The organism is Chitinophaga sp. 05T412 (assembly GCF_056396465.1).
Genome location: NZ_JBFTLN010000008.1, coordinates 368,427 through 387,305 on the forward strand (window position 1 = coordinate 368,427; position 18,879 = coordinate 387,305).

19 protein-coding genes are annotated in these 18,879 nt (G+C 46.3%); 7 read left to right on the forward strand and 12 right to left on the reverse strand.

What is annotated here, in order from left to right:
• Positions 1 to 145: 145 nt before the first annotated feature.
• Both AC1DFM_RS19550 and AC1DFM_RS19555 read right to left on the reverse strand, forming a co-directional pair.
• Positions 146 to 1,720, reverse strand: coding sequence for a trypsin-like peptidase domain-containing protein (locus AC1DFM_RS19550; RefSeq protein ID WP_477078430.1), 1,575 nt, complete (start codon positions 1,718 to 1,720; stop codon positions 146 to 148).
• A 350-nt stretch (positions 1,721 to 2,070) separates the two neighbouring features.
• Entirely contained in the window at positions 2,071 to 3,069 is a 999-nt protein-coding gene (locus tag AC1DFM_RS19555; protein ID WP_477078431.1) for an acyl-CoA reductase, read from the reverse strand.
• A gap of 95 nt (positions 3,070 to 3,164) precedes the next feature.
• On the opposite strand from AC1DFM_RS19555, the gene AC1DFM_RS19560 reads away from it, so the two are divergent.
• The 5 genes from AC1DFM_RS19560 to AC1DFM_RS19580 all read left to right on the forward strand — a co-directional run bounded on the left by AC1DFM_RS19560 (position 3,165) and on the right by AC1DFM_RS19580 (position 6,291).
• Complete coding sequence (locus AC1DFM_RS19560) at positions 3,165 to 3,512, forward strand: 4Fe-4S dicluster domain-containing protein (protein ID WP_477078432.1); 348 nt, start codon at positions 3,165 to 3,167, stop codon at positions 3,510 to 3,512.
• Positions 3,513 to 3,620: 108 nt separating this feature from the next.
• Positions 3,621 to 3,968: a 4Fe-4S binding protein gene (locus tag AC1DFM_RS19565; protein WP_477078433.1), complete on the forward strand. Its 348-nt coding sequence runs from the start codon at positions 3,621 to 3,623 to the stop codon at positions 3,966 to 3,968.
• A gap of 146 nt (positions 3,969 to 4,114) precedes the next feature.
• Positions 4,115 to 5,101 carry a D-alanine--D-alanine ligase gene (locus AC1DFM_RS19570; protein WP_477078434.1) on the forward strand — a complete coding sequence of 329 codons (987 nt, stop codon included), beginning with the start codon at positions 4,115 to 4,117 and terminating at the stop codon, positions 5,099 to 5,101.
• A 26-nt stretch (positions 5,102 to 5,127) separates the two neighbouring features.
• Positions 5,128 to 5,943: a PASTA domain-containing protein gene (locus AC1DFM_RS19575; RefSeq protein WP_477078435.1), complete on the forward strand. Its 816-nt coding sequence runs from the start codon at positions 5,128 to 5,130 to the stop codon at positions 5,941 to 5,943.
• Between the two features lie 42 nt (positions 5,944 to 5,985).
• Positions 5,986 to 6,291, forward strand: coding sequence for a rhodanese-like domain-containing protein (locus tag AC1DFM_RS19580; RefSeq protein WP_477078436.1), 306 nt, complete (start codon positions 5,986 to 5,988; stop codon positions 6,289 to 6,291).
• A gap of 99 nt (positions 6,292 to 6,390) precedes the next feature.
• On the opposite strand, the gene AC1DFM_RS19585 is transcribed toward AC1DFM_RS19580, so the two are convergent.
• Positions 6,391 to 6,783, reverse strand: a complete 393-nt coding sequence (locus AC1DFM_RS19585) for a RidA family protein (RefSeq protein WP_477078437.1) — start codon at positions 6,781 to 6,783, stop codon at positions 6,391 to 6,393.
• Between the two features lie 70 nt (positions 6,784 to 6,853).
• Positions 6,854 to 8,017 (reverse strand): hypothetical protein, encoded by a 1,164-nt coding sequence (locus tag AC1DFM_RS19590; RefSeq protein ID WP_477078438.1) that lies wholly within the window; start codon positions 8,015 to 8,017, stop codon positions 6,854 to 6,856.
• A 174-nt stretch (positions 8,018 to 8,191) separates the two neighbouring features.
• On the opposite strand from AC1DFM_RS19590, the gene AC1DFM_RS19595 reads away from it, so the two are divergent.
• On the forward strand, positions 8,192 to 8,947 hold the full coding sequence (locus AC1DFM_RS19595) for a hypothetical protein (protein ID WP_477078439.1): 756 nt from the start codon (positions 8,192 to 8,194) through the stop codon (positions 8,945 to 8,947).
• Between the two features lie 105 nt (positions 8,948 to 9,052).
• On the opposite strand, the gene AC1DFM_RS19600 is transcribed toward AC1DFM_RS19595, so the two are convergent.
• The 5 genes from AC1DFM_RS19600 to AC1DFM_RS19620 form a co-directional block, all read right to left on the reverse strand.
• A complete protein-coding gene (locus tag AC1DFM_RS19600; protein WP_477078440.1) occupies positions 9,053 to 10,255 on the reverse strand; it encodes a hypothetical protein in 1,203 nt (400 codons plus the stop codon).
• 12 nt (positions 10,256 to 10,267) lie between these two features.
• Complete coding sequence (locus AC1DFM_RS19605) at positions 10,268 to 11,164, reverse strand: type 1 glutamine amidotransferase (RefSeq protein WP_477078441.1); 897 nt, start codon at positions 11,162 to 11,164, stop codon at positions 10,268 to 10,270.
• A gap of 23 nt (positions 11,165 to 11,187) precedes the next feature.
• Positions 11,188 to 12,288, reverse strand: coding sequence for a carboxylate-amine ligase (locus AC1DFM_RS19610; RefSeq protein WP_477078442.1), 1,101 nt, complete (start codon positions 12,286 to 12,288; stop codon positions 11,188 to 11,190).
• A 147-nt stretch (positions 12,289 to 12,435) separates the two neighbouring features.
• Positions 12,436 to 13,521 carry an ATP-grasp domain-containing protein gene (locus AC1DFM_RS19615; RefSeq protein ID WP_477078443.1) on the reverse strand — a complete coding sequence of 362 codons (1,086 nt, stop codon included), beginning with the start codon at positions 13,519 to 13,521 and terminating at the stop codon, positions 12,436 to 12,438.
• 7 nt (positions 13,522 to 13,528) lie between these two features.
• A complete protein-coding gene (locus tag AC1DFM_RS19620; RefSeq protein ID WP_477078444.1) occupies positions 13,529 to 14,236 on the reverse strand; it encodes an esterase family protein in 708 nt (235 codons plus the stop codon).
• A gap of 56 nt (positions 14,237 to 14,292) precedes the next feature.
• On the opposite strand from AC1DFM_RS19620, the gene AC1DFM_RS19625 reads away from it, so the two are divergent.
• Positions 14,293 to 15,036, forward strand: a complete 744-nt coding sequence (locus tag AC1DFM_RS19625) for an alpha/beta hydrolase (RefSeq protein ID WP_477078445.1) — start codon at positions 14,293 to 14,295, stop codon at positions 15,034 to 15,036.
• On the opposite strand, the gene AC1DFM_RS19630 is transcribed toward AC1DFM_RS19625, so the two are convergent.
• From AC1DFM_RS19630 to AC1DFM_RS19640, 3 genes are all read right to left on the reverse strand, one after another.
• A complete protein-coding gene (locus AC1DFM_RS19630) occupies positions 15,033 to 17,216 on the reverse strand; it encodes a TonB-dependent receptor (protein ID WP_477078446.1) in 2,184 nt (727 codons plus the stop codon). The two genes, AC1DFM_RS19625 and AC1DFM_RS19630, sit on opposite strands and share 4 nt — an antisense overlap.
• 189 nt (positions 17,217 to 17,405) lie before the next feature.
• Positions 17,406 to 18,548 carry an OmpA family protein gene (locus AC1DFM_RS19635; protein ID WP_477078447.1) on the reverse strand — a complete coding sequence of 381 codons (1,143 nt, stop codon included), beginning with the start codon at positions 18,546 to 18,548 and terminating at the stop codon, positions 17,406 to 17,408.
• Entirely contained in the window at positions 18,545 to 18,844 is a 300-nt protein-coding gene (locus tag AC1DFM_RS19640; protein ID WP_477078448.1) for a hypothetical protein, read from the reverse strand. Before AC1DFM_RS19640 ends, AC1DFM_RS19635 begins: the two co-directional genes overlap by 4 nt.
• Positions 18,845 to 18,879: the final 35 nt, after the last annotated feature.

Here is an 18,879-nt window from a genome sequence, read left to right on the forward strand (position 1 = left end):
TATATTATTTTCATAATGGGTTTTCATAGATTGGCTAATTGCATGATACGCTTTTCCAGGCAATGCATGTACGACTTAATGGAAAAGTCCCGTCCTGGTTATCCAGGAACGGGACTTTTTATTTCTGAAGACCTATAAAACGAGATTACAGATTTTCGCTACCGGCGCCGGTAGTAATATTGTAGTAATAGATGCTGCTACCTTTTTCAGGATAGAAGCCAATCAATTTGAGTGATTTTTGTTTTTCCACCGCAGTGCTGAGGGCATCTACAGAAGTAACAGATACGTTTCCTGCTTTCAGGATCACAAAGCCTGGCGCCATGGTAGTTTGTTTTTTCAGGATACCGTTGCCGATATCATTTACCACTACACCGCCGTTTACCCCTAGCTGGGCGGCCTGTTCTTTGTCCAGTTCAGATAAATCCGCCCCGAGACGATCCAGTGTAGTTACTTTCACCAGGTCAGTATTTCCTTTCAGGTTTCTCAGGATCACATTTTCTGCAGTGACTTCTTTGTTGTCGCGCAGATAAGTGATGGAGATTTTATCGCCTGGTTTGTAGCGGGCAACCTGTTCGCTGAGTTGGGAAGTGGTAGGGATTTTTACGCCGTTAATAGCGGTAATCACATCACCGGAACGAAGACCAGCCGCAGCTGCGGAGCTGTTAGGCATTACTTCTGTTACCTGTACACCATTTACATCTCTTCTGATACCTGCATCTTTCAGTTGCTCGTCGCTCATATTGGCGATGAGGGAAGAAGGCGCATATTTCACACCGAGGTAAGCTCTCTGAACGTTACCATATTTCAGGATATCGTTCACCACTTTTTTGATGAGGTTTACCGGAATGGCATAGGAGTACCCGGCGTAAGATCCGGTAGGAGAGGCGATAGCGGAGTTAATACCCACCAGCTCACCGGCAGTATTTACCAGTGCCCCACCGCTGTTACCCTGGTTCACGGCAGCATCGGTTTGTATAAATGATTCGATGGCGCTGTTTACTTTGCCACCGCTTTTATTAATGCCAATAGAACGGGATTTGGCGCTCACAATACCAGCGGTAACGGTAGCATCCAGGTTTAACGGATAACCCACTGCCAGTACCCATTGGCCAATTTCCACGTTATCAGAATTACCATAAATCAGGTAAGGCAGGCCGGAAGCTTCTATTTTTACTACGGCCAGGTCAGTGCTGGGATCTGTACCTACCAGCTTGGCTTTGAAAGTTTTAGTAGAGTTACTGAGGGTAACACTGATTTCATCGGCATCTGCAATTACGTGGTTATTGGTAACAATATAACCATCGGAAGAAATCAATACACCGGAACCGGATGCCATCTGGCCGGGAACGTAATACCTGCGTCCATCGCCGCCGCCATTGAATTCATCTCCAAAAAACTCATCTCCGAAAAGATCCTGTAAGATGCTGCGTTTTCTTTGGAGATTATTGCCATTCGTGACTTGCCGGGGATTGATTTTTGTTTTGATATGCACTACGCCGGGAACGACTGCCTTTGCTGCGGTCGTAAAATCTGAGGGCGGGGTTGCGTTTGCGTTGCCTGTTGTGCCTGGCATGTAGCGCGCGTAATTTACAGGGACTTCTGCGCCATTCTGGAAAACCATAGGTTGCCTCTGCTGGATATATTTGCCATACACAAATATGGAGGCAGCGGCAGTTACAGCACTGATAAGAACAGTTGTAACAATTTGCTTGAATTTCATATTATAGTGTGTTTGCGTGAAAATTAATGAGATAATAACGCCGGGATATGATCAATTTACATGCCCTTACTACAAATTTAACTTGCGGGAAGAATGAAACGGTATACCCGTGATTTGTTTTAACACATTTTTATCGTAATCGTTAAACGCGGCTTAATATCCCCCCTGACAACTCTGTCAGCATATATGTCAATATAACAAGTGAATGCGACAATTTGTTAGGAAGCCAAAAGCATAAAGCAGAAAGCAAAAAGCTATTGTAGCGAGTCATCAGAGCGAATTATGATATACGCGCTAGTCACTCGCTACAATAGCTTTTTGCTTTCTGCTTTCTGCTTTCGGCTTCCAGGTTATATTTCCAGGAAAAATTTCATCGTATCAACGCCATCTGCATAATCGCTGAGGGAAGGTTGCTGTGCGTTACCGAAAGGAGTAAATGATTGTCCTACGAGGCATTGCAGCGCTTCTTCACCGGAAAGCTCCTGTTGCAGTTGGCCCATATCTATATAATTGCTGTAATGCAATACACTGAGCGGGGAAAACAGGGAGGTGTTTTCCTGCAGCAGGATGGTACCATTGGTCATATAAGGGCTGGCATTCAGCAGGAGCAGCGCCAGGTTATAGTCGTAGTTAKTCTTGTATTTATGATGATCCGCCAGGTAGCTGTATTTCTCCAAAGCTTTCAGCAGTGGTACAAAATCATAGTTTACCGGCACGTATATTTTGGTCACATTCCGGCAACCCAGGCCGAAGTACAGCATAATATCATCTGCCAGGGCCGATAATTCTTCCGGTGTTTCTGTACCGGTTAGTATGGCGGCGGAGGTGCGGTTATGGCGTATGATATGAGGGTATTTGGCAAAATAGTAATGGAAATACCGGGCGGAATTGTTGCTGCCGGTAGCGATATAGGCATCACAATTTTTGAGCATGTCCTGTATTTCGGTTTGGCCGGCCTGTTCGGGATACCACTCGTTCATTTTGTCCAGGACATGTTTCATCAGAATTTCATCCTTGCCGGAAAGTTTCATTTTTACCTGGTGTCCGCTCACGAAGCCACAGAGCCAGTCGTGGAAGCCTACCAGGGGAATATTCCCGGCAGACACGATGCCCACCGTTTTAGGGGTGCGGCTGTGGTCTACACCAGGATAGCCTGCTAACCACTGCCGTAGAGGGGCAGGGGATAGGAAATATTGGGAGATATTGTCCAGGGCGTTGTCTATAAAGGATGGGATAAACCAGCCATTGGCCATATAAGCGCGCTCTTTCACTGCTTCCAATTCCGGGCTTTTTTCCGCCAGATACTGCCCCAGGCGCACCAATGCGGCTTCTTTTTCTGCTATGTTCATGAAACTGTATAAATAATTGACTTGATTAAACCGGGAAAATTTTATTTTTGTCACACAAAATTAATGGCTTACTACTTAACCAAAAAGTTTACACTATGGCAATTAAGATAACAGACGAATGTATAAACTGTGGCGCCTGCGAACCGGAATGCCCGAACAATGCGATATATGAAGGCGGTGTAGAGTGGGCTATGACCGATGGCACCACTGTAAAAGGCTCCTATACCCTGATGGACGGTAGTGTATTGGATGCTGACCAGCGCAATGCCCCTATCAGCGTAGATACCTACTATATTGTGCCCAACAAATGTACAGAATGCCAGGGATTTCATGAAGAACCACAATGTGCGGCTGTTTGTCCGGTAGATTGCTGCGTTCCGGATGAAATGTACCAGGAAACAGTGGATGAGCTGCTTGGTAAGAAAGCGAAACTGCACCTTTAAAATATTCTTAAGGAAGCTTAATAACCGTCCCCCGCTTCGGCGAGGGCGGTTTTTTTATGTAATTTGCGTAGCGATAACAATCCACCCCCTAACCTAAAAGCCTATACTATGGCAATTAAAATAACAGACGACTGTATCATTTGCTCCGCCTGCGAACCGGAATGTCCCAACAATGCGATCTATGACGCCGGCGTTGAATGGTCGATGGCCGATGGTAACACACTGAAAGGCAGTTATACCCTGATGGACGGTACTGTAATTGATGCGGCACAGCAGAACGCACCGATTAGTACATCTTTCTACTATATTGTGCCCGACAAGTGTACAGAGTGCCAGGGATTTCATGAAGAACCGCAATGTGCGGCGGTTTGCCCGGTAGACTCCTGCGTTCCGGATGAAATGTACCAGGAAACAGTAGATGAACTGCTCGCGAAAAAAGAGAAACTACATCTTTAATATATGTATAAGGAAGCTTAAAAAACCGTTCCCGCTTTGGTGGTGACGGTTTTTTTTATGTAATTTGAACACGCAGGAGCGCGTACAGCGTCTCTTGACAATTAACAAATAACCTTTAACTTTACCCGCTTATTGTAAAATATCTTATGAAGAAGAATATAGCTTTGGTCGCCGGTGGATATTCCGGGGAATATGTGATATCTGTTCAGAGTGCTGTAACAATTGAAAACAACCTGGATAGTAGTAAATATAATGTTTACAAGATTATCATTACCAGGGCCAGCTGGAGCTATACCAGTGCCAGCGGGGAAGTGATCGCAGTAGATAAAAATGATTTTTCTTTAACCGTTAATGGTCAGAAAATCACTTTTGATTCGGTATTCATCGGTATTCACGGTACGCCGGGAGAAGATGGCCGCCTGCAGGGATATTTTGAAATGCTTGGTATTCCTTTCACCAGCTGTGGTATGGTGACCTCCGCGGTGACATTTAATAAAAGCTATTGTAACAAGGTAGTGGAGGCTTTGCAGGTAGTGAATGTATCTAAATCAGTGCATGTTTTCCGTGATCAGCCTTATAATACCGCTGAAATACTGCAGCGGCTACGTTTACCTGTTTTTGTGAAACCGGCAGAAGGCGGCAGCAGCATTGGTATGTCTAAGGTGAAAACGGCGGAAGAGCTGCAACCGGCCATCGATAAAGCCTTTAACGAGGATTGCCAGATATTGATTGAAGAGTTTATTAAAGGGCGGGAATTGACCATGGGGCTGTTTCGCTCCAATGGTGCCATTACTACCCTGCCTATTACAGAGGTAGTGAGCAGCAAAGAGTTTTTCGACTATGAGGCAAAGTATACGCCAGGCGTATCTAACGAAATTACTCCGGCGCCTGTTTCCGCGGAAATAGCAAAACAGGTACAGGAAATCGCCACCGTATTATATAATAAGCTGAACTGTAAAGGAATTACACGGGTAGATTTTATCTATGAAGAAAGCACTGGAAAATTATATTTTCTGGAGATAAATACTATGCCCGGACAATCTGAAAATAGCCTGGTACCACAGCAGGTAAGAGCTGCCGGCAAAACCCTGCAGGAATTTTATGGCTTGCTTTTGGAAGAGAGCATGAAATAAGGATTATCACATTTAATATAATTATCGTGTTCGACTTTATTACCAAACGTTCATTTGTCGTCAACCTGTTAGCTGTTATCGCCATGTTTTTTGCGTTGGCGCTGGTATTCTTTTCCCTGCTGGGCATTATTACCAAACATGGTCAACAGCTCACTGTACCCGATGTACACGGGAAAAATGTAAAGGAAGCCATTGAACTGCTGGAGAAAGCCGGTTTCGAAGCGGATGTAAGAGATTCCATTTATGTGGATTCTATTCCTGCCCTTTCGGTATATGCGCAAACGCCGGATAAAGGTGCGCAGGTGAAAGTGGGCAGAACAATTTATCTGACTGTCAATAAAGTAGTGGCGCCGATGGTGAAAATGCCTGACCTGGAAGGGTTGACGTTCCGTAGCGCTGAAATGATGTTGAAAAGCATGCGTCTCAATGTGGGAGATACGATCTATCGTCCGGATATCGCCACCAATTCCGTATTGCAACAGCTGCTGAATGGCAAGAAAATAAAACCTGGTACCCTCGTAGCAGAAGGCAGCAACATTACCCTCATATTAGGTAGTGGCACTGGCAGCGTAGAGAATCCKGTACCCAGTTTCATAGGCCTCACTTATGCAGAAGCGCGTGAAATACTGAGCGCCAGCAACCTGAACGCCGGTACGGTAATMATTGATCCAAGTGTAACAGATACTGCTAACGCCTATATTATTAAGCAGGTACCTACCCGCAAAAATGAAATCGGCGATTTCAATATGCTGAGAGCAGGAGAAAGCGTAGACTTCTGGTTATCAGCTACCAAACCGGTAACTGATAGTACTGCTACTGCGAAGCCTGCTACTCAGGAATAATGGAAAATGACGTAATTTGATTTGATTTTAAATTCCTATAACATGCAAAATATCACCGCAGAAGAGCTGAAACAGCGTATAGATAACGGCGAAGAGCTCTATATATTAGATGTGAGAGAACCACATGAGCGCGAAGAATTCAATATCGGAGGCAAACATATTCCATTAGGTTTCATTCAACAGATGGATGTGGAAGAAATCGAAGATTGGAAAGATAAAGAACTGATTGTATACTGCCGTAGCGGTAACCGCAGCGGTCAGGCTTGTATGCTGCTGGATTCCATGGGCTTTACCAACACCAAAAATCTGGTAGGTGGTATGCTGAAATGGACAGAAACGTATAAATAGCAAAAAGCTTAAAGCAGAAAGCACAAAGCTATTGTAGCGAGTGATTAAAGCGTAATATCCGCTCTGATCACTCGCTACAATAGCTTTGTGCTTTCTGCTTTAAGCTTTTTGCTCTATAATGGCTGTTGCCTCAATTTCTACCAGGTACCGGGGATCAATCAGTTTGCTTACTTCTACCATGGAGGTAGCCGGTTTAATGCTTTTGAAAAATTCTCCATGGGCGCGGCCATACTCTTCCCACCGGGATATATCTGTTACAAACATGCGGGTACGTACTACGTCGTGTAGTGTGGCGCCGGCATTGATGAGGGCGGATTCAATTTTAGCGAGTGCAAATTTTGTTTGTTCATACGCATCACCTTCTGCCACTACTTTATCGTTATCAGAGGCTACGGTGCCGGATACTTCGATAATATTGCCTACTCTTACAGCCCTTGAATAGCCGACTTTACCTTCCCAGATGGCGCCGGAGGAATAATTGGTGCGTTTCATAGTATTTATTGAAGAAGTGAGGAGATACGCAAAGTTACAACATCTTCTTTAGTACCGGGTGCAGTGTATGCTAACGTGTTTTGTCATCAGGTGGCGTAGCCGTTCTGAACTTCACTACTTTTCCCAGCAAATCAAACCAGAAGGGGGCGCCTAAAGAAATAGCGAGAGCAGTGATACCCCAGCCGGCAAAGATGAGTCCTTTGTTTTGCTGAAAAGGGTGGGTGTAGCCGCAACGTAAGATGGCATGTCCGCTGCTACTGTCGGTGATACAGCCGCGGCTGATGCCCAGCACATTCCGGGCGTCGCCGGCATCATTACGGAGCATAGCATATACGCCTATCAGCGAGGTATCGTTGACGAATACACGCAGCGAGGTATCATTGCGAAAAAAGGCACTGTCTTTATGCAGGATATTTTTACGTATAAGCGTATCAGTTATAGCCGTATATGCCGGTGCACGGCTGGTAGCCAGTTGTACCATTTCTGTACGCACGTTTTTATCTTTCATGAGGATACGTGCAATGGCAATGGAGTCTACATTAAATATGGCAGCAATACCGATACCGATACAGAGTAGCCAGGTTTGTGTTTGCTTGCGATACCAGCCACTGGCACGGGTCATGGTTTCATTGAACCAGCTTTCCATGTTTACACGAAAAGCGGGTATATCATGTTGCGCATCTTCAAATAGTTGCAGGAGGTGATCCTGTATATCCGGCGCCAGTTGCAGGTAATTTTGCGTCAGCGCGGACTGAATCGCTGCCGCATCTGTTAACTGCGGTGTGGTGGCGGCAGGTGCCTCTGTAGTGGTGGTGGATGGCTGATTGTCGGCTGTTTTGACACTGCTACGCAACAGGTGCACCATCGCCTGAGAAAAAATGGACGGGCTGATATAAGCAGGCCTTGCAGCGGAGCTGTTTTCGCCGAGGTGGCGAATGGTCGGCGTAGTATAGAACTGCTTCAAAAAAGGGCTGCGATGGAAGGGATCAAAAAAATACACCACGCTCCAGCCCAGTTCATAGAACCAGTTGAAAAAGGTAAACTGACCGAACCAGCCCAGGTCCTTGCTGTGGTCATCTTCTTCCAACATCCGGCGTAAGCCTTTTGTCAGTACACGGGCTMTTGAATTGAAAATGCGGGCTATTAATTCCTGTACAACGGAGGCCAGCAAACTATACAGCAGGTAGATAAAAATAAGGCCAAGAGCCACGTCTATGGCCAGGTTACTAAACATAGGGATAGGTATTAAGTTGACATATAGACATAAAATTATGTTATTATTGCCAAGTTAGGGAGCTACTACGCAATGTATTTGTGAACTCGTCGTTATCTTTAATTATGCTGGTATTTACCTGCATAAACAACAAAAATATTTAATACATTCTATATTTGCGTATATTTTGATCATATGAAATTGAAACATTTATTCCTGTGTTTCCTGATGGCAGCGGCTTGCAGCGCTTCCGCCCAAATCAAATACAGGGACACAGAGAAGAAGCCAACTTTAGTTCCTTACGACAGCAGCATCGCCTTTCAGCATCTTTCCCMCAACATTGCACAGCTCACGCTGGTAGGGCAGGATATCACTTTTTTAAAACTCAACCCGAGACGTGCGGTTAGAAATAAAGAAGATAGTCTCCTGGATAACATCAAGGTAAAAGCAGTAGTAGAAGTACCTTATAAAAGTGTACTCAAAGGCGGTCATTTTTATACGCCCTACAAAGCGGTAGAAAACAAAACATTCCGCATTGTTGACTACGACCGTAAAAGCCTTGACGGTGGTGTAAACACGCTCATATTTACCCTGCGTGATGAAGATCGTAAACTCCTGCTTTTCCAGGTACCTGCTGAAAGTTTGGCCAATACGCCCGTCATCATTAATGCTAATTATGAGTGGCTGAAACAACGGTATGTTGGCAAGGAATTACACCTGAAGAAAAGTAGTCACAAAACAGAAAATGTATTGGACGAAAACAAAGAAATAACCCTGCAACAATCAGATGTTTTTTCCTGCACAGAAGTAGCCGTGATTTTTGCGGGTAAACAAAAATATGGACAACCTTTCCTGATCGTTAAAAACAGCGAGAACCAGGAATTGGCTATTGGCTTAGGCTCCAGGAGTGAATACAACCATGGGCCTTTGATTGAAGAATTTGATTTGTAGGAGCTGAAAGCGTAAAGCAGAAAGCAAAAAGCTATTGTGGCGAGTGATCAAAGCGTATTAATATTCGCAATGGTCACTCGCCACAATAGCTTTTTGCTTTCTGCTTTACGCTTTCAGCTCTTCAAAAAATGCAGTACTGCCACCCACCCATGTATCTTTACTATTGTAACCTACGCCAATCATTTTGCCTTTACTGATACGGGCAAGATTGTGTACCAACATAGGGCGCGCAGCGCCATCCAGCCAGATGTAAATCATTCTTATTTCGCAGATGGCAGGACCGGTGGGCGTTTCAATAGCAGGGGCATATTTTACTTTATGTTGCAGTATCCAGTTTTCAGGATCTTTTATACCATCGATATCCGCCTGGGTAACATCTATCAATACACCTTGCCCGGCGAAAGAGAAGAGTGGTTTCAAGACATAATTTTCCAGGTCGGCCGGAATAACGGGTAATTCATGGAGGAACCAACTTTTAGGCACATATTCGCTGTGAATAAAAGGCATCATGTATTTGCTGATCCGGTAAAACCAGTTAGGATGTGTGATCCATTCTACATCCAGATCCTGGAAGAGGTTTACATATTCGCCCAGATCAGCAGATTGCCGTTGCAGGTCATCAAAAATGATCCGGTTATAGATGCGTTGAATGGGCATTTTAATGCCATCTTTCAAATAAAATAATTTCTTTCCTTCCTGTATTAGGGAGGTTAAACACACCGTAGGAATACCCAGGTTTTTTTCGGTGCTGGCGAAGTCGATACGGGTCTTTTGTGCTTCCGGCTTTACTTCCAGTAATACCACTTCTTCCGGCTGATGCGGTCCTACAATCATATCGCGTAACAATTGATAGTAAGCTGCTTCATCCAGGCCATTAAAGAAGTTGCTGAAGCCGGCGGGGATATCGAAATGTGTTTTAAACCGGCGGGCCATCACTTCCTGGAAGGCCAGCATGGTAGGGAATCCCTGTAGTTCGATCAGTTGCGGTATTAACTCGCCTTCTGGTGTTTTACATACGGCAAAGTCGATCACAATAAAGTGGGGATGTTCATTTTCACGCGGCAGTTTCATCGCCGGTGGAATGGCATCCTGTGTGATGGTTTTGAAGTCGGGGCGAAGGATGACGTTCACAATTTCTTCGCAGGCCTGCACCAGTTTATTGCCGAGCGTAGCCGGTACAAATACCGGGGTTTCGGCAATGCGGAAAGCAGGTTTCACACCAGTGTCTGCTGCAATACCATCTAAAAAATCCTGGTATTTGGCAGCCGTAAATTGTGCGTTATAGGCGGTTCTGATAAGCGGAATCATGGTGTCTTTTAGTTAAAAGAACGAGTGCTCATTATCGTTATGGGCGGCCACTTGTACCAGTCGTTCAATAGCAGCCAGCCGGTCAGACAGTCCGCCGTAAATCGCATAGTCCAGGAACGCGGTAATGAAGCGATCGTGTGTAAGCATAATCTTGTCCGGATCAGTGAGCTGGCTGATCATGCTATTATATTTTTCCAGTCCGTGGTGATTGACCACTTGTTTTTTCTTTTCTTCCTGTTGCAGGTACATGTGCATACCAGCGGCATCTGCTTCCGGGTGAAATTGGGTGCCAATGAAATGCTCATTAAACCGGATGGCCATGGTAGCTCTTTCCAGCGGTACATGCGGTCGTTCTTTTTCCAGTGCCAGTACATGTCCACCCATGGCCTGCAAATTTTCGTAGTCCAGTTCTATCACTTGCCAGTCGCGGCTATCCACAATAAAAAAAGGATCGGGGAGTGCGCTGAAAACTTTTTCGCGCATGCCGGCAGCGCTTTTATGTACCGGAAAAACGCCAAAAGCGGGTGATTTACGTTTGCATACATTGCCGAGTTTATAGTACCGGCACATGATCTGATAGGAGTGGCAAATAAAGAAGGCTGGCTTCTTCACCGCCTGCACACGATTCCATTCCAGCAAATCATTAATGAGAGAGAAATAGGCGGTTTCCCAGGCACTGCCTTCACTATCTACCGGGCTGCCGGGGCCGCCGGTGGAAATATAAATATCGTAAGATGTATCGGGTACCTGTATTTGTTGCCGTACTTCAAATTCATCGAATTGGAGATCCAGCGCGTGCATGCTGGCGTATTTCGTCAATATTTCACGAATACAGCGCATCCCTTCATTAGGAACACCCTCGTACATATCCAGCACAGCTACCTTCCAGCTTTTTTTAATTGGATGCATACTGCAAAATTACGAAATCTGTGCTAACAGCCCCGCAGAAACTCCTGATGTATGAAATCTGTCACGGCTACGAGATCATTGGTATCGGCAAATACCTGTAGCTGTTTATCAGCGCCGGTGCCGGTTTCCATGATGCGGGTGGTGGCATCTATTACTTCCCGGCTGCCTAAGTCATCCACTACATCATCGATAAAGTCGAGCAGTTCGAAGATAAGCGAACGGGTATTGACTTCTATTTCTTTCCCAAAATCAATCAGGTAACCATCAATACCATAGCGGGATGCCCGCCATTTATTTTCATTAATCAGGGCGCGGTTGTAGATAATAAAGTTGAGGTTCTGCATGCGCAGCTTGTGTATTTTGGCGCATACGGCCTGGAAAAGGCCGGCCAGCATAATGGTATCGTCGATGGTCATCGGCACATCACAAATACGGAATTCTACTGTATTGAAGAAGGGATGCACCCGCAGGTCCCACCATACTTTTTTGGCGTTGTCTATACAATTGGTTTTTACCAGCAGCTTGATATAGTTATCGTATTCTTCAATGCTGGCAAAGTAATCAGGGATACCGGTACGCGGAAATTTGTCGAATACCTTGGTACGAAACGATTTAAAGCCTGTGTTGCGGCCTTCCCAGAAAGGAGAATTAGTACTCAGCGCAAAAATATGCGGCAGGAAATATCTAACGGAGTTGGCTATATGAATTGCCATCTCACGGTTTTCCATACCTACATGCACATGTAATCCGAAGATAAGATTAGAACGGGCAGCATCCTGCATTTCGTTCACTATTTCGAAATAGCGGGGATGATCGGTGATGAGTTGTTTTTCCCATTTGCTGAAGGGGTGGGTACCGGAAGCGCCGATATTGAATCCCAGGTCGCCGGCAATTTGTGCAATGGTACGACGAAGCAGGGCTACATCAGATCTGGCTTCGTCAATATTGGCACAAACACGGGTACCTACTTCCACTACTGCCTGATGAAATTCAGCCTTTACCTGGTCGCTGATCACTTTATGTGCCTGTTCTACTATTTTTTGTTCATGGGAGCGAAGTTCCCGGGTAACGGGATCAATGACCATGTACTCTTCTTCAATTCCCAGCGTAAAGGCTTTTAACATAGCGGATATTTTAGTAGCAGTTAGCTTTTAGCAGTTAGCTTTTAGTAAATGCAGCGGAGAATATGATATGTTAATCTTTGCTGCATTTGCTAAAATGCTAAAAGCCAATGGCTAAAAGCTAAAACAAATTTAGTGCAGTAAACGGTCTCATTTTTCTTTTTGTTGTTTTTTAACAGCGCTTTTTTTATCCGTGCTTTTTTTAGCAGGTGTTTTGGGAGCCTTTTCTGTTGCGGATTTCTTTGGCTTAGCGGCGGCTGCTTTCTTCTTCTCTGCGGTGGCAGCAGGTTTTGCGGCCTTCGCCGGGCTACGTTGCACAAACTTGCCCCAGGTGAGATTATCTTTCCCTGGTTTCTGCGCCATCGCCCTTTCAATGGCGTAACGGGCGCTGGTTTCTACTACCCATTCAAAATGTTCGGCGCCAATAGAGTGGAGATCAGCATCCGGAGCAGGATTGCAGAAGTCTATCGCATAAGGTACTTCGCTGCGTACGGCCATCTCCACTGTATTAAAATCATAACCCAGGTGCTGGTTCAATGCCAATACCTGTTCTGTGATTTGTGCGGCCAGTTCCGGGCTGGGCTCATAACTGGCATCATAGCGTCGTTCGTGCGGTTGTTTAGGATTATACGGCATGATACGTACATGCTTGCCACCAATACAGAAGCAGCGGTAATACTGGCTATAATTAATTTCTTCCTGCAACATCATCACCAGTTGCCCGGTTTCGCTGTGTTTATGGAAAAAATCGTCTTTATCTTCTACCCGGTATACATTTTTCCAACCGCCGCCGGCGTAAGGTTTCATGTAGGCGGGAAAGCTAACATAGTCGAAAATGGTGTTCCAGTCGAACGGATAAATCAGGTTGCGGAATGATTTATCGGTGGTTTCATCCGGTAACTTATAGGAGGGGAGCAGCACGGTGTTCGGCACATGGATGCCTATTTTATCTGCCAAAGCATTATTAAAAAATTTATCATCTGCACTCCACCAGAAGGGATTGTTGATCACCGCCGTACCTGCGGCGGCGGCGTTTTTTAAGTAGGCCCGGTAGAAGGGCACATCCTGCGAAATACGGTCCAGGATTACAGCATAGCCGCTATCAGCGCCTTGCATAACCTTATCAATGGTGACAAATTCAGCGAAGATGCCAGGCGGATTAATGCGATTCACGCGGTCTACAAAAGCCTGGGGAAAAGTGTTTTCCTGTCCGAAGAGGATACCAATTTTTTTCATACAGCACTTACTTAATGAGTGATAGATAATGGGGCAGCATTTCCCGCCATACGGGCCAGTCGTGCGTAGTTTGTGGCCGTACATCCAGCCAGTGCGCAATTTTTTTGGTGGCCAGTAATCCCGACAATTGTTCATTTTGCGGCCGGGTAACATCCCGGTCGGCTACGCCCAGCACGATGCCCATGCGCCACAGATCAGCGTGCTGGTTGCCGGGCATATAATCTGTTGGATTATTGAAGTAAATATTATCGTTGTAATAGCCATCTACCCGGGGGGTGATGTCGAAAATACCGCTCAGGCTAAATAAATAAGATACCTTTTCCGGATGACGGAAGGCAAAGTTGGCAGCATGATAGCCACCAAAGCTGCAGCCGGCAACGACAATCCGTTGTTGCCCGGTTTCTGCTTCCATACGGGGCAGCACTTCTTCCATGAGCAGCTTGTCATAACAGGTATGATTATACGCTCTTTGTTCAGGCGGGATCTGCTTGTTATACCAGCTCTCGGTGTCTATGCTGTCGGGGCAGTACACCCGGATTCTGCCCTCGTCAATAAACCAGCGGATGGCCTCAATAAGGCCAAAATCTTTGCTTTCATAGTAGCGTCCCATGGAGGTGGGAAAGAGTAGTAACGGATATCCGCTGTCGCCGAATACCAGCATTTCAAACTCCTTTCCCAGACTGGGAGAATGCCATTTCAAATAGTTTTCGGTCACGGGAAGCATTTAGTTAAATTTAAAGAAGATTATTGGTTTATTGGTAAATTGTTGGCGTGCAAACGTGTCAACATTATATCAATTCTTTGTATCTGCAGCGGGAAGTGGTGCTGGATACTTATTTCAGCGGCGAATCTCCGACCGTGTTATTACTGGTAAACGACGGACAGGAACTGGGTGCTATGCTGGATAAAATTCCGGCTGGCGTGTTGATAGCTGGTATTCATGCAGGCGCACAACGCCGCGCGGAATACGGTACAGCAGGCATATTGGATTACCAGGGACAGGGCGCATTGGCGGAAAATTACACCTGTTTTATTATCCGGGAGTTACTTCCTTTTTTACAACAGCAGTTTCCCGATATCGAAATCCGGCAGCGGGCTTTTGCGGGCTTCTCTCTGGGAGGCTTATCTGCATTGGATATTACCTGGCGTTACCCCGACGTATTCCAGCTGGCTGGCGTATTTTCAGGCGCCTTGTGGTGGCGGAGCAAGCCGTTGGGGGAAGGGTACGACGATCAGCAACATCGCATTATGCACCAATTGATTCGCCATGGTCATAAACATCCGGGGCAGCAGTTTTTCTTTGAATGCGGTACCGCTGATGAAACGGCGGACAGGAATCAAAATGGGGTGATTGACAGTATTGACGATACCCGGGATTTGATAAAAGAGTTACTGGKGAAGGGGTATAAGCCGGATAAAGAGGTGTTTTACCTGGAGATTCCAGGTGGGCGGCATGATACCGCCACCTGGAAAATTGCTATGGATTTATTTTTACAGTTACCTTTCTTTTATTAGTAACTAACGATAACGCCTATATTAAATGCAGCGCCTCGTCCTTTGGCATATTGATTTGGAATCATAAACCATTGTGCACGTGCGGGGAAGTAGTCTTCGTTGAAAAGGTTTTCAATGCCTAATGTGAGCATGGTACGTGGCGTTACTTTATAGTTGGCGTTGAAATTAACGAGGTTATAAGGCTTTACGCGGCCTTCGTTTCCATTATATACGCCTTTCGCATTTTTCTCAAAACGATCCCGCCCATTAATGCCCATGTATTGCAGGCGCAATTCCAGCTCTTTCAACGGACGATAGTTGATGCTACCGGTTACTTTAGGCGGCGCAATTCTTCTGCCATTGAGGTATACATTGTATTGTCCGCCTGTTTTTGCAGTATCTGCTTTTCCTTCCACATAGCTGTAGCTGGCGCTGAGATCCAGGTTATGCAGGGGTTGGTAGGTGATAGCTGCTTCAACACCGTATATGCGTTCAGGTGTTCTGCTCACATTAAACAGCCCTGTATTGGGATCAAATATCATGTCGGCGCCGAGTTTGGAGGTACTCAGGAAGCCGCTGAGTTCAAAGCGGAATTTTTTATGTTCGCTGACAAAGCCCAGTTCATAGTTATTCACGAGCACTGCTTCAGTATTGATTTTTTTCAGGTCGTCTACTTTGGCATCACGCAGTGCCAGGCCCACATCGGCTACAGAGAAGCCCTGTGAAAAGCTGACGTAGGGCATGAAAGCGGGCAGGCGGTTATATCGGATACCAGCGTTAAACAAGGTAGCGGTGTAGTCCAGGCTGCCACCTTTTACGCGAATGCTGGGAGGCACGCTGCCATTGCTGTTGGTGAGCGGCAGTGTGTTGTAATCATCCACACTAACGTGTACCTTTTCTACTCTTACCCCAGCTTTCACGATCAGGTTTTGCCACAAATTCCATTGGGTTTCTGCAAAAGGGGCATAGTTCAGCATATTCATCTCAGGGACCCAAATGCGGCCATCCACCAGTGGCTGTGAGGTCACGTCATTCAGCAGATCGGCGCCATAGGAAAGGGTGCCGGAAAAATCGTATTTGTTGGATAGTGGAGAACTGAGCATCAGGCGCAATCCTTTCTTTTTATCCAGGGTATGTGATTGGCCGTCGCCGCCTTCAAAGCGTCCGAAGGACACGTAGAAGATATCGTCGCGGGAAGTGTAGTAGGCATCGGCATTCAGAGAGGTACCGCCTATGAGGCTGTCGGCCTGGTAGGTGAGGTGCAGGTTATGATTACCTCTGGACCCCGTAGGTACGCCGGCAGGTTGCCCCAGGACGCCGGAAGAAGGAATACCTTTGGCAATATCGCCGTTTACTACGGTATAGTTCGAGTTTTGCTGGCTGCGGTAGTAGTTGTACATCAGCTGTAAGCGTTGCCGGCTGTTGATCTGATAGCCGGTTTTGGCAAACACATTATAACTGTTGGTTTCTCCGAGGCTATAATTAGGCCCTACCAGCTTGCCTTTCGCGTCTTTGTATTCGCCGGTTTCTTCGGCTACACCACTCACGATGTAATCGAACTTTTTATATTTTCCCTGTAGCAGCTGACTAACGCGGCCGCCTACACTATTTTTCAGGTTGGTAAGGGAGCCGGTGGTGTTGAGGCTGGTTCTGCCGGACAGGACTTTGTCTTCTTTAGGGGTAGCAGTGATATAGTTGATCAGGCCTCCGGTAGCACCGTTGCCGTAGATGGCGGTGGCGTCTTTCAGTACATCTACTCTTTCCAGTACCGCGGGATCTATGGAGCGCATGTCTACTTCTCCGTTGCGGAGTGGGGTAGATTGCGGAATACCATCGATCATAATCAGTACAGAGCGGCCACGGAGTGATTGTCCCACGTTGCTGTTGGTTTGTGTACCAGGCGCCAGGCCGGGTACTTCTTTTGCCAGGATGTCTGTTACATCAGTATTGATACGCAAATCGTTTTCCAGTGTTTTGCGGGTAATAACTGTTACGGAAGAAGGAATATTATCGAGTGATACGGGTTTCCTGCTGGCAGTCACCACAATTTCGCCCAATACTTTTTGATCGGTGTTGGTGGCCGGAATGGTATCTTTCTTAGGTTGGTTGTGACGGTGGCGTTGTTGGGCTGCTAATGGTGCGGTAATGCTGCATCCGGTGAGGAGCAGCACGAATAATTTTGTGTTGAATAGATGGTGCATAGCCGTTTAAATAATGTAAATGCTTTCCTGATTTGCCGGTAGAAGGCTTGATTTCCGGGTGGCAAAATTAGGCAAAAGTATTCCGGCGCGTTTACGCAATCGGGAAAAAGTCGGGGGAAAATGGCGGGATAAATTTCCGTTTTCGTAGGAAGGAAAGCCCTCATCCCTGTTCGACGACGTACTTTTGGATCATTCCGACAGGTAATAAATTACAATTTCCACGCGCCTGTTTTTTCGCCTGCCTGCCGGGGTACGGTTATCAGCTACTGGCATGGATTCTCCCATTCCATTTACTGCGGAGATATGGCTACCTGGTTTTTTATTGCGTATATAATCTGCTACAGTAAAGGCCCGGCGCATAGATAGTTCCTGGTTGTAGATATTGGTGCCTGTATTATCGGTATGTCCGGTAACGCTAATGGATATGTGATCGCCGGAAGGAATTTTATCAATAAGGCTATCCAGGGAATGTTGCATTTTATTTTCCAGTTCATGGCTGTTTACCTGGAATAGGAGGTCTGGGATGAGCAAGGTATCAGTACGTGTAACCGATACCGTTACCTCTTCTGCAGGTTGGCAATTCACGAGCTCCACGCGTTCGGTGGAGTCGCCATCGGGAGGCAATTTCCCAATGCCGGTAATAATAAAGTCGTCGAAGCTGTAGCCTTTTTTGTACACCAGGAAGCTGGCTACTGCCTGTGCGCGGTCTTGCGCCATCACTTCGTTGTATTTTTCGCTGGGGTTTTTAAATACGTATCCGGTGAGTTTGATTTTGCGGCGAAGTACGGCCCCTGTTGGCTTCAGCGCTGTTTCCAGCTGACCGGCGTAGGTGGGGTTGATATTTTTACTTTTAGGAAGAAAGAAGTCAGTCTTCAACACCAGGGTATCACAACTGCCGGGGGTATAAAAAACGGTTTGTAGTTTGGGTGTTTCCACGGGTTGCAGATCGTTGTCCGGCGAAATGAAATGGTGGCGGTCGTGCATCGCGTATAGTTTCGCGGCAGTTTCTTTGGTATTCGCGCAGATAGCACCGGCTAAGGGTGTGAGGGATACACTGTCGATGTTCAGGTAAAAAGCTTCATTGCGTGGATAGTTGTTGGTGATGGAATCAAAGTTGCCGATAATCATGTACCGGGCGTCGGCGGGAGCTACGAATGTTTTTTCCAGTACGGTCCATTTTTTTTCCGGGTGTTTATCGGTATCTCTTGAAAAGTATAGTGTGGCGGGCATGGCCAAGGGGCGGGGTGTCCAGCGGTGTATGAGACCGGAGTCGAATAATACGCCGGGAGGGGGGTAAGGGCGGTCYTCTTCCATCAGGGTATATAATTTCAACTGGTACTCTTTTCCTTTCTGCAGGGGCAGAGTAGCTGTGTTTCGCTATAGGAGCGGAAATTGGGATCAATGCTGCTATAGAGGGTGAGGGTAATGTAACGATTGCCTCTGTCTTCCGTGTACATAATTTTGCTGGTATTGGGTGCTACGGATTCCCAGGCGCTGGGGGCACAGGGAAAGTTGTATTCGGTGCAGATGTTGACATCTGAGAAGCCCGGGTTGGCGACGATATTTTGCGCGTGTATGCGTTGGAGAGGGAGAAGGAAAGCGAGTGACAGGATAAGAATACGTATCAAGGGTCAGGATTTGGGGTATAACGGGAATGGGAGTG

What these genes read in the sequence shown, in the direction of transcription:
- AC1DFM_RS19550 (WP_477078430.1), bottom strand. Translation starts at nt 1,720, where the DNA reads ATGAAATTCAAGCAAATTGTTACAACTGTTCTTATCAGTGCTGTAACT.
- AC1DFM_RS19560 (WP_477078432.1), top strand. Translation starts at nt 3,165, where the DNA reads ATGGCAATTAAGATAACAGACGAATGTATAAACTGTGGCGCCTGCGAA.
- AC1DFM_RS19565 (WP_477078433.1), top strand. Translation starts at nt 3,621, where the DNA reads ATGGCAATTAAAATAACAGACGACTGTATCATTTGCTCCGCCTGCGAA.
- AC1DFM_RS19570 (WP_477078434.1), top strand. Translation starts at nt 4,115, where the DNA reads ATGAAGAAGAATATAGCTTTGGTCGCCGGTGGATATTCCGGGGAATAT.
- AC1DFM_RS19580 (WP_477078436.1), top strand. Translation starts at nt 5,986, where the DNA reads ATGCAAAATATCACCGCAGAAGAGCTGAAACAGCGTATAGATAACGGC.
- AC1DFM_RS19585 (WP_477078437.1), bottom strand. Translation starts at nt 6,783, where the DNA reads ATGAAACGCACCAATTATTCCTCCGGCGCCATCTGGGAAGGTAAAGTC.
- AC1DFM_RS19600 (WP_477078440.1), bottom strand. Translation starts at nt 10,255, where the DNA reads ATGATTCCGCTTATCAGAACCGCCTATAACGCACAATTTACGGCTGCC.
- AC1DFM_RS19605 (WP_477078441.1), bottom strand. Translation starts at nt 11,164, where the DNA reads ATGCATCCAATTAAAAAAAGCTGGAAGGTAGCTGTGCTGGATATGTAC.
- AC1DFM_RS19610 (WP_477078442.1), bottom strand. Translation starts at nt 12,288, where the DNA reads ATGTTAAAAGCCTTTACGCTGGGAATTGAAGAAGAGTACATGGTCATT.
- AC1DFM_RS19615 (WP_477078443.1), bottom strand. Translation starts at nt 13,521, where the DNA reads ATGAAAAAAATTGGTATCCTCTTCGGACAGGAAAACACTTTTCCCCAG.
- AC1DFM_RS19630 (WP_477078446.1), bottom strand. Translation starts at nt 17,216, where the DNA reads ATGCACCATCTATTCAACACAAAATTATTCGTGCTGCTCCTCACCGGA.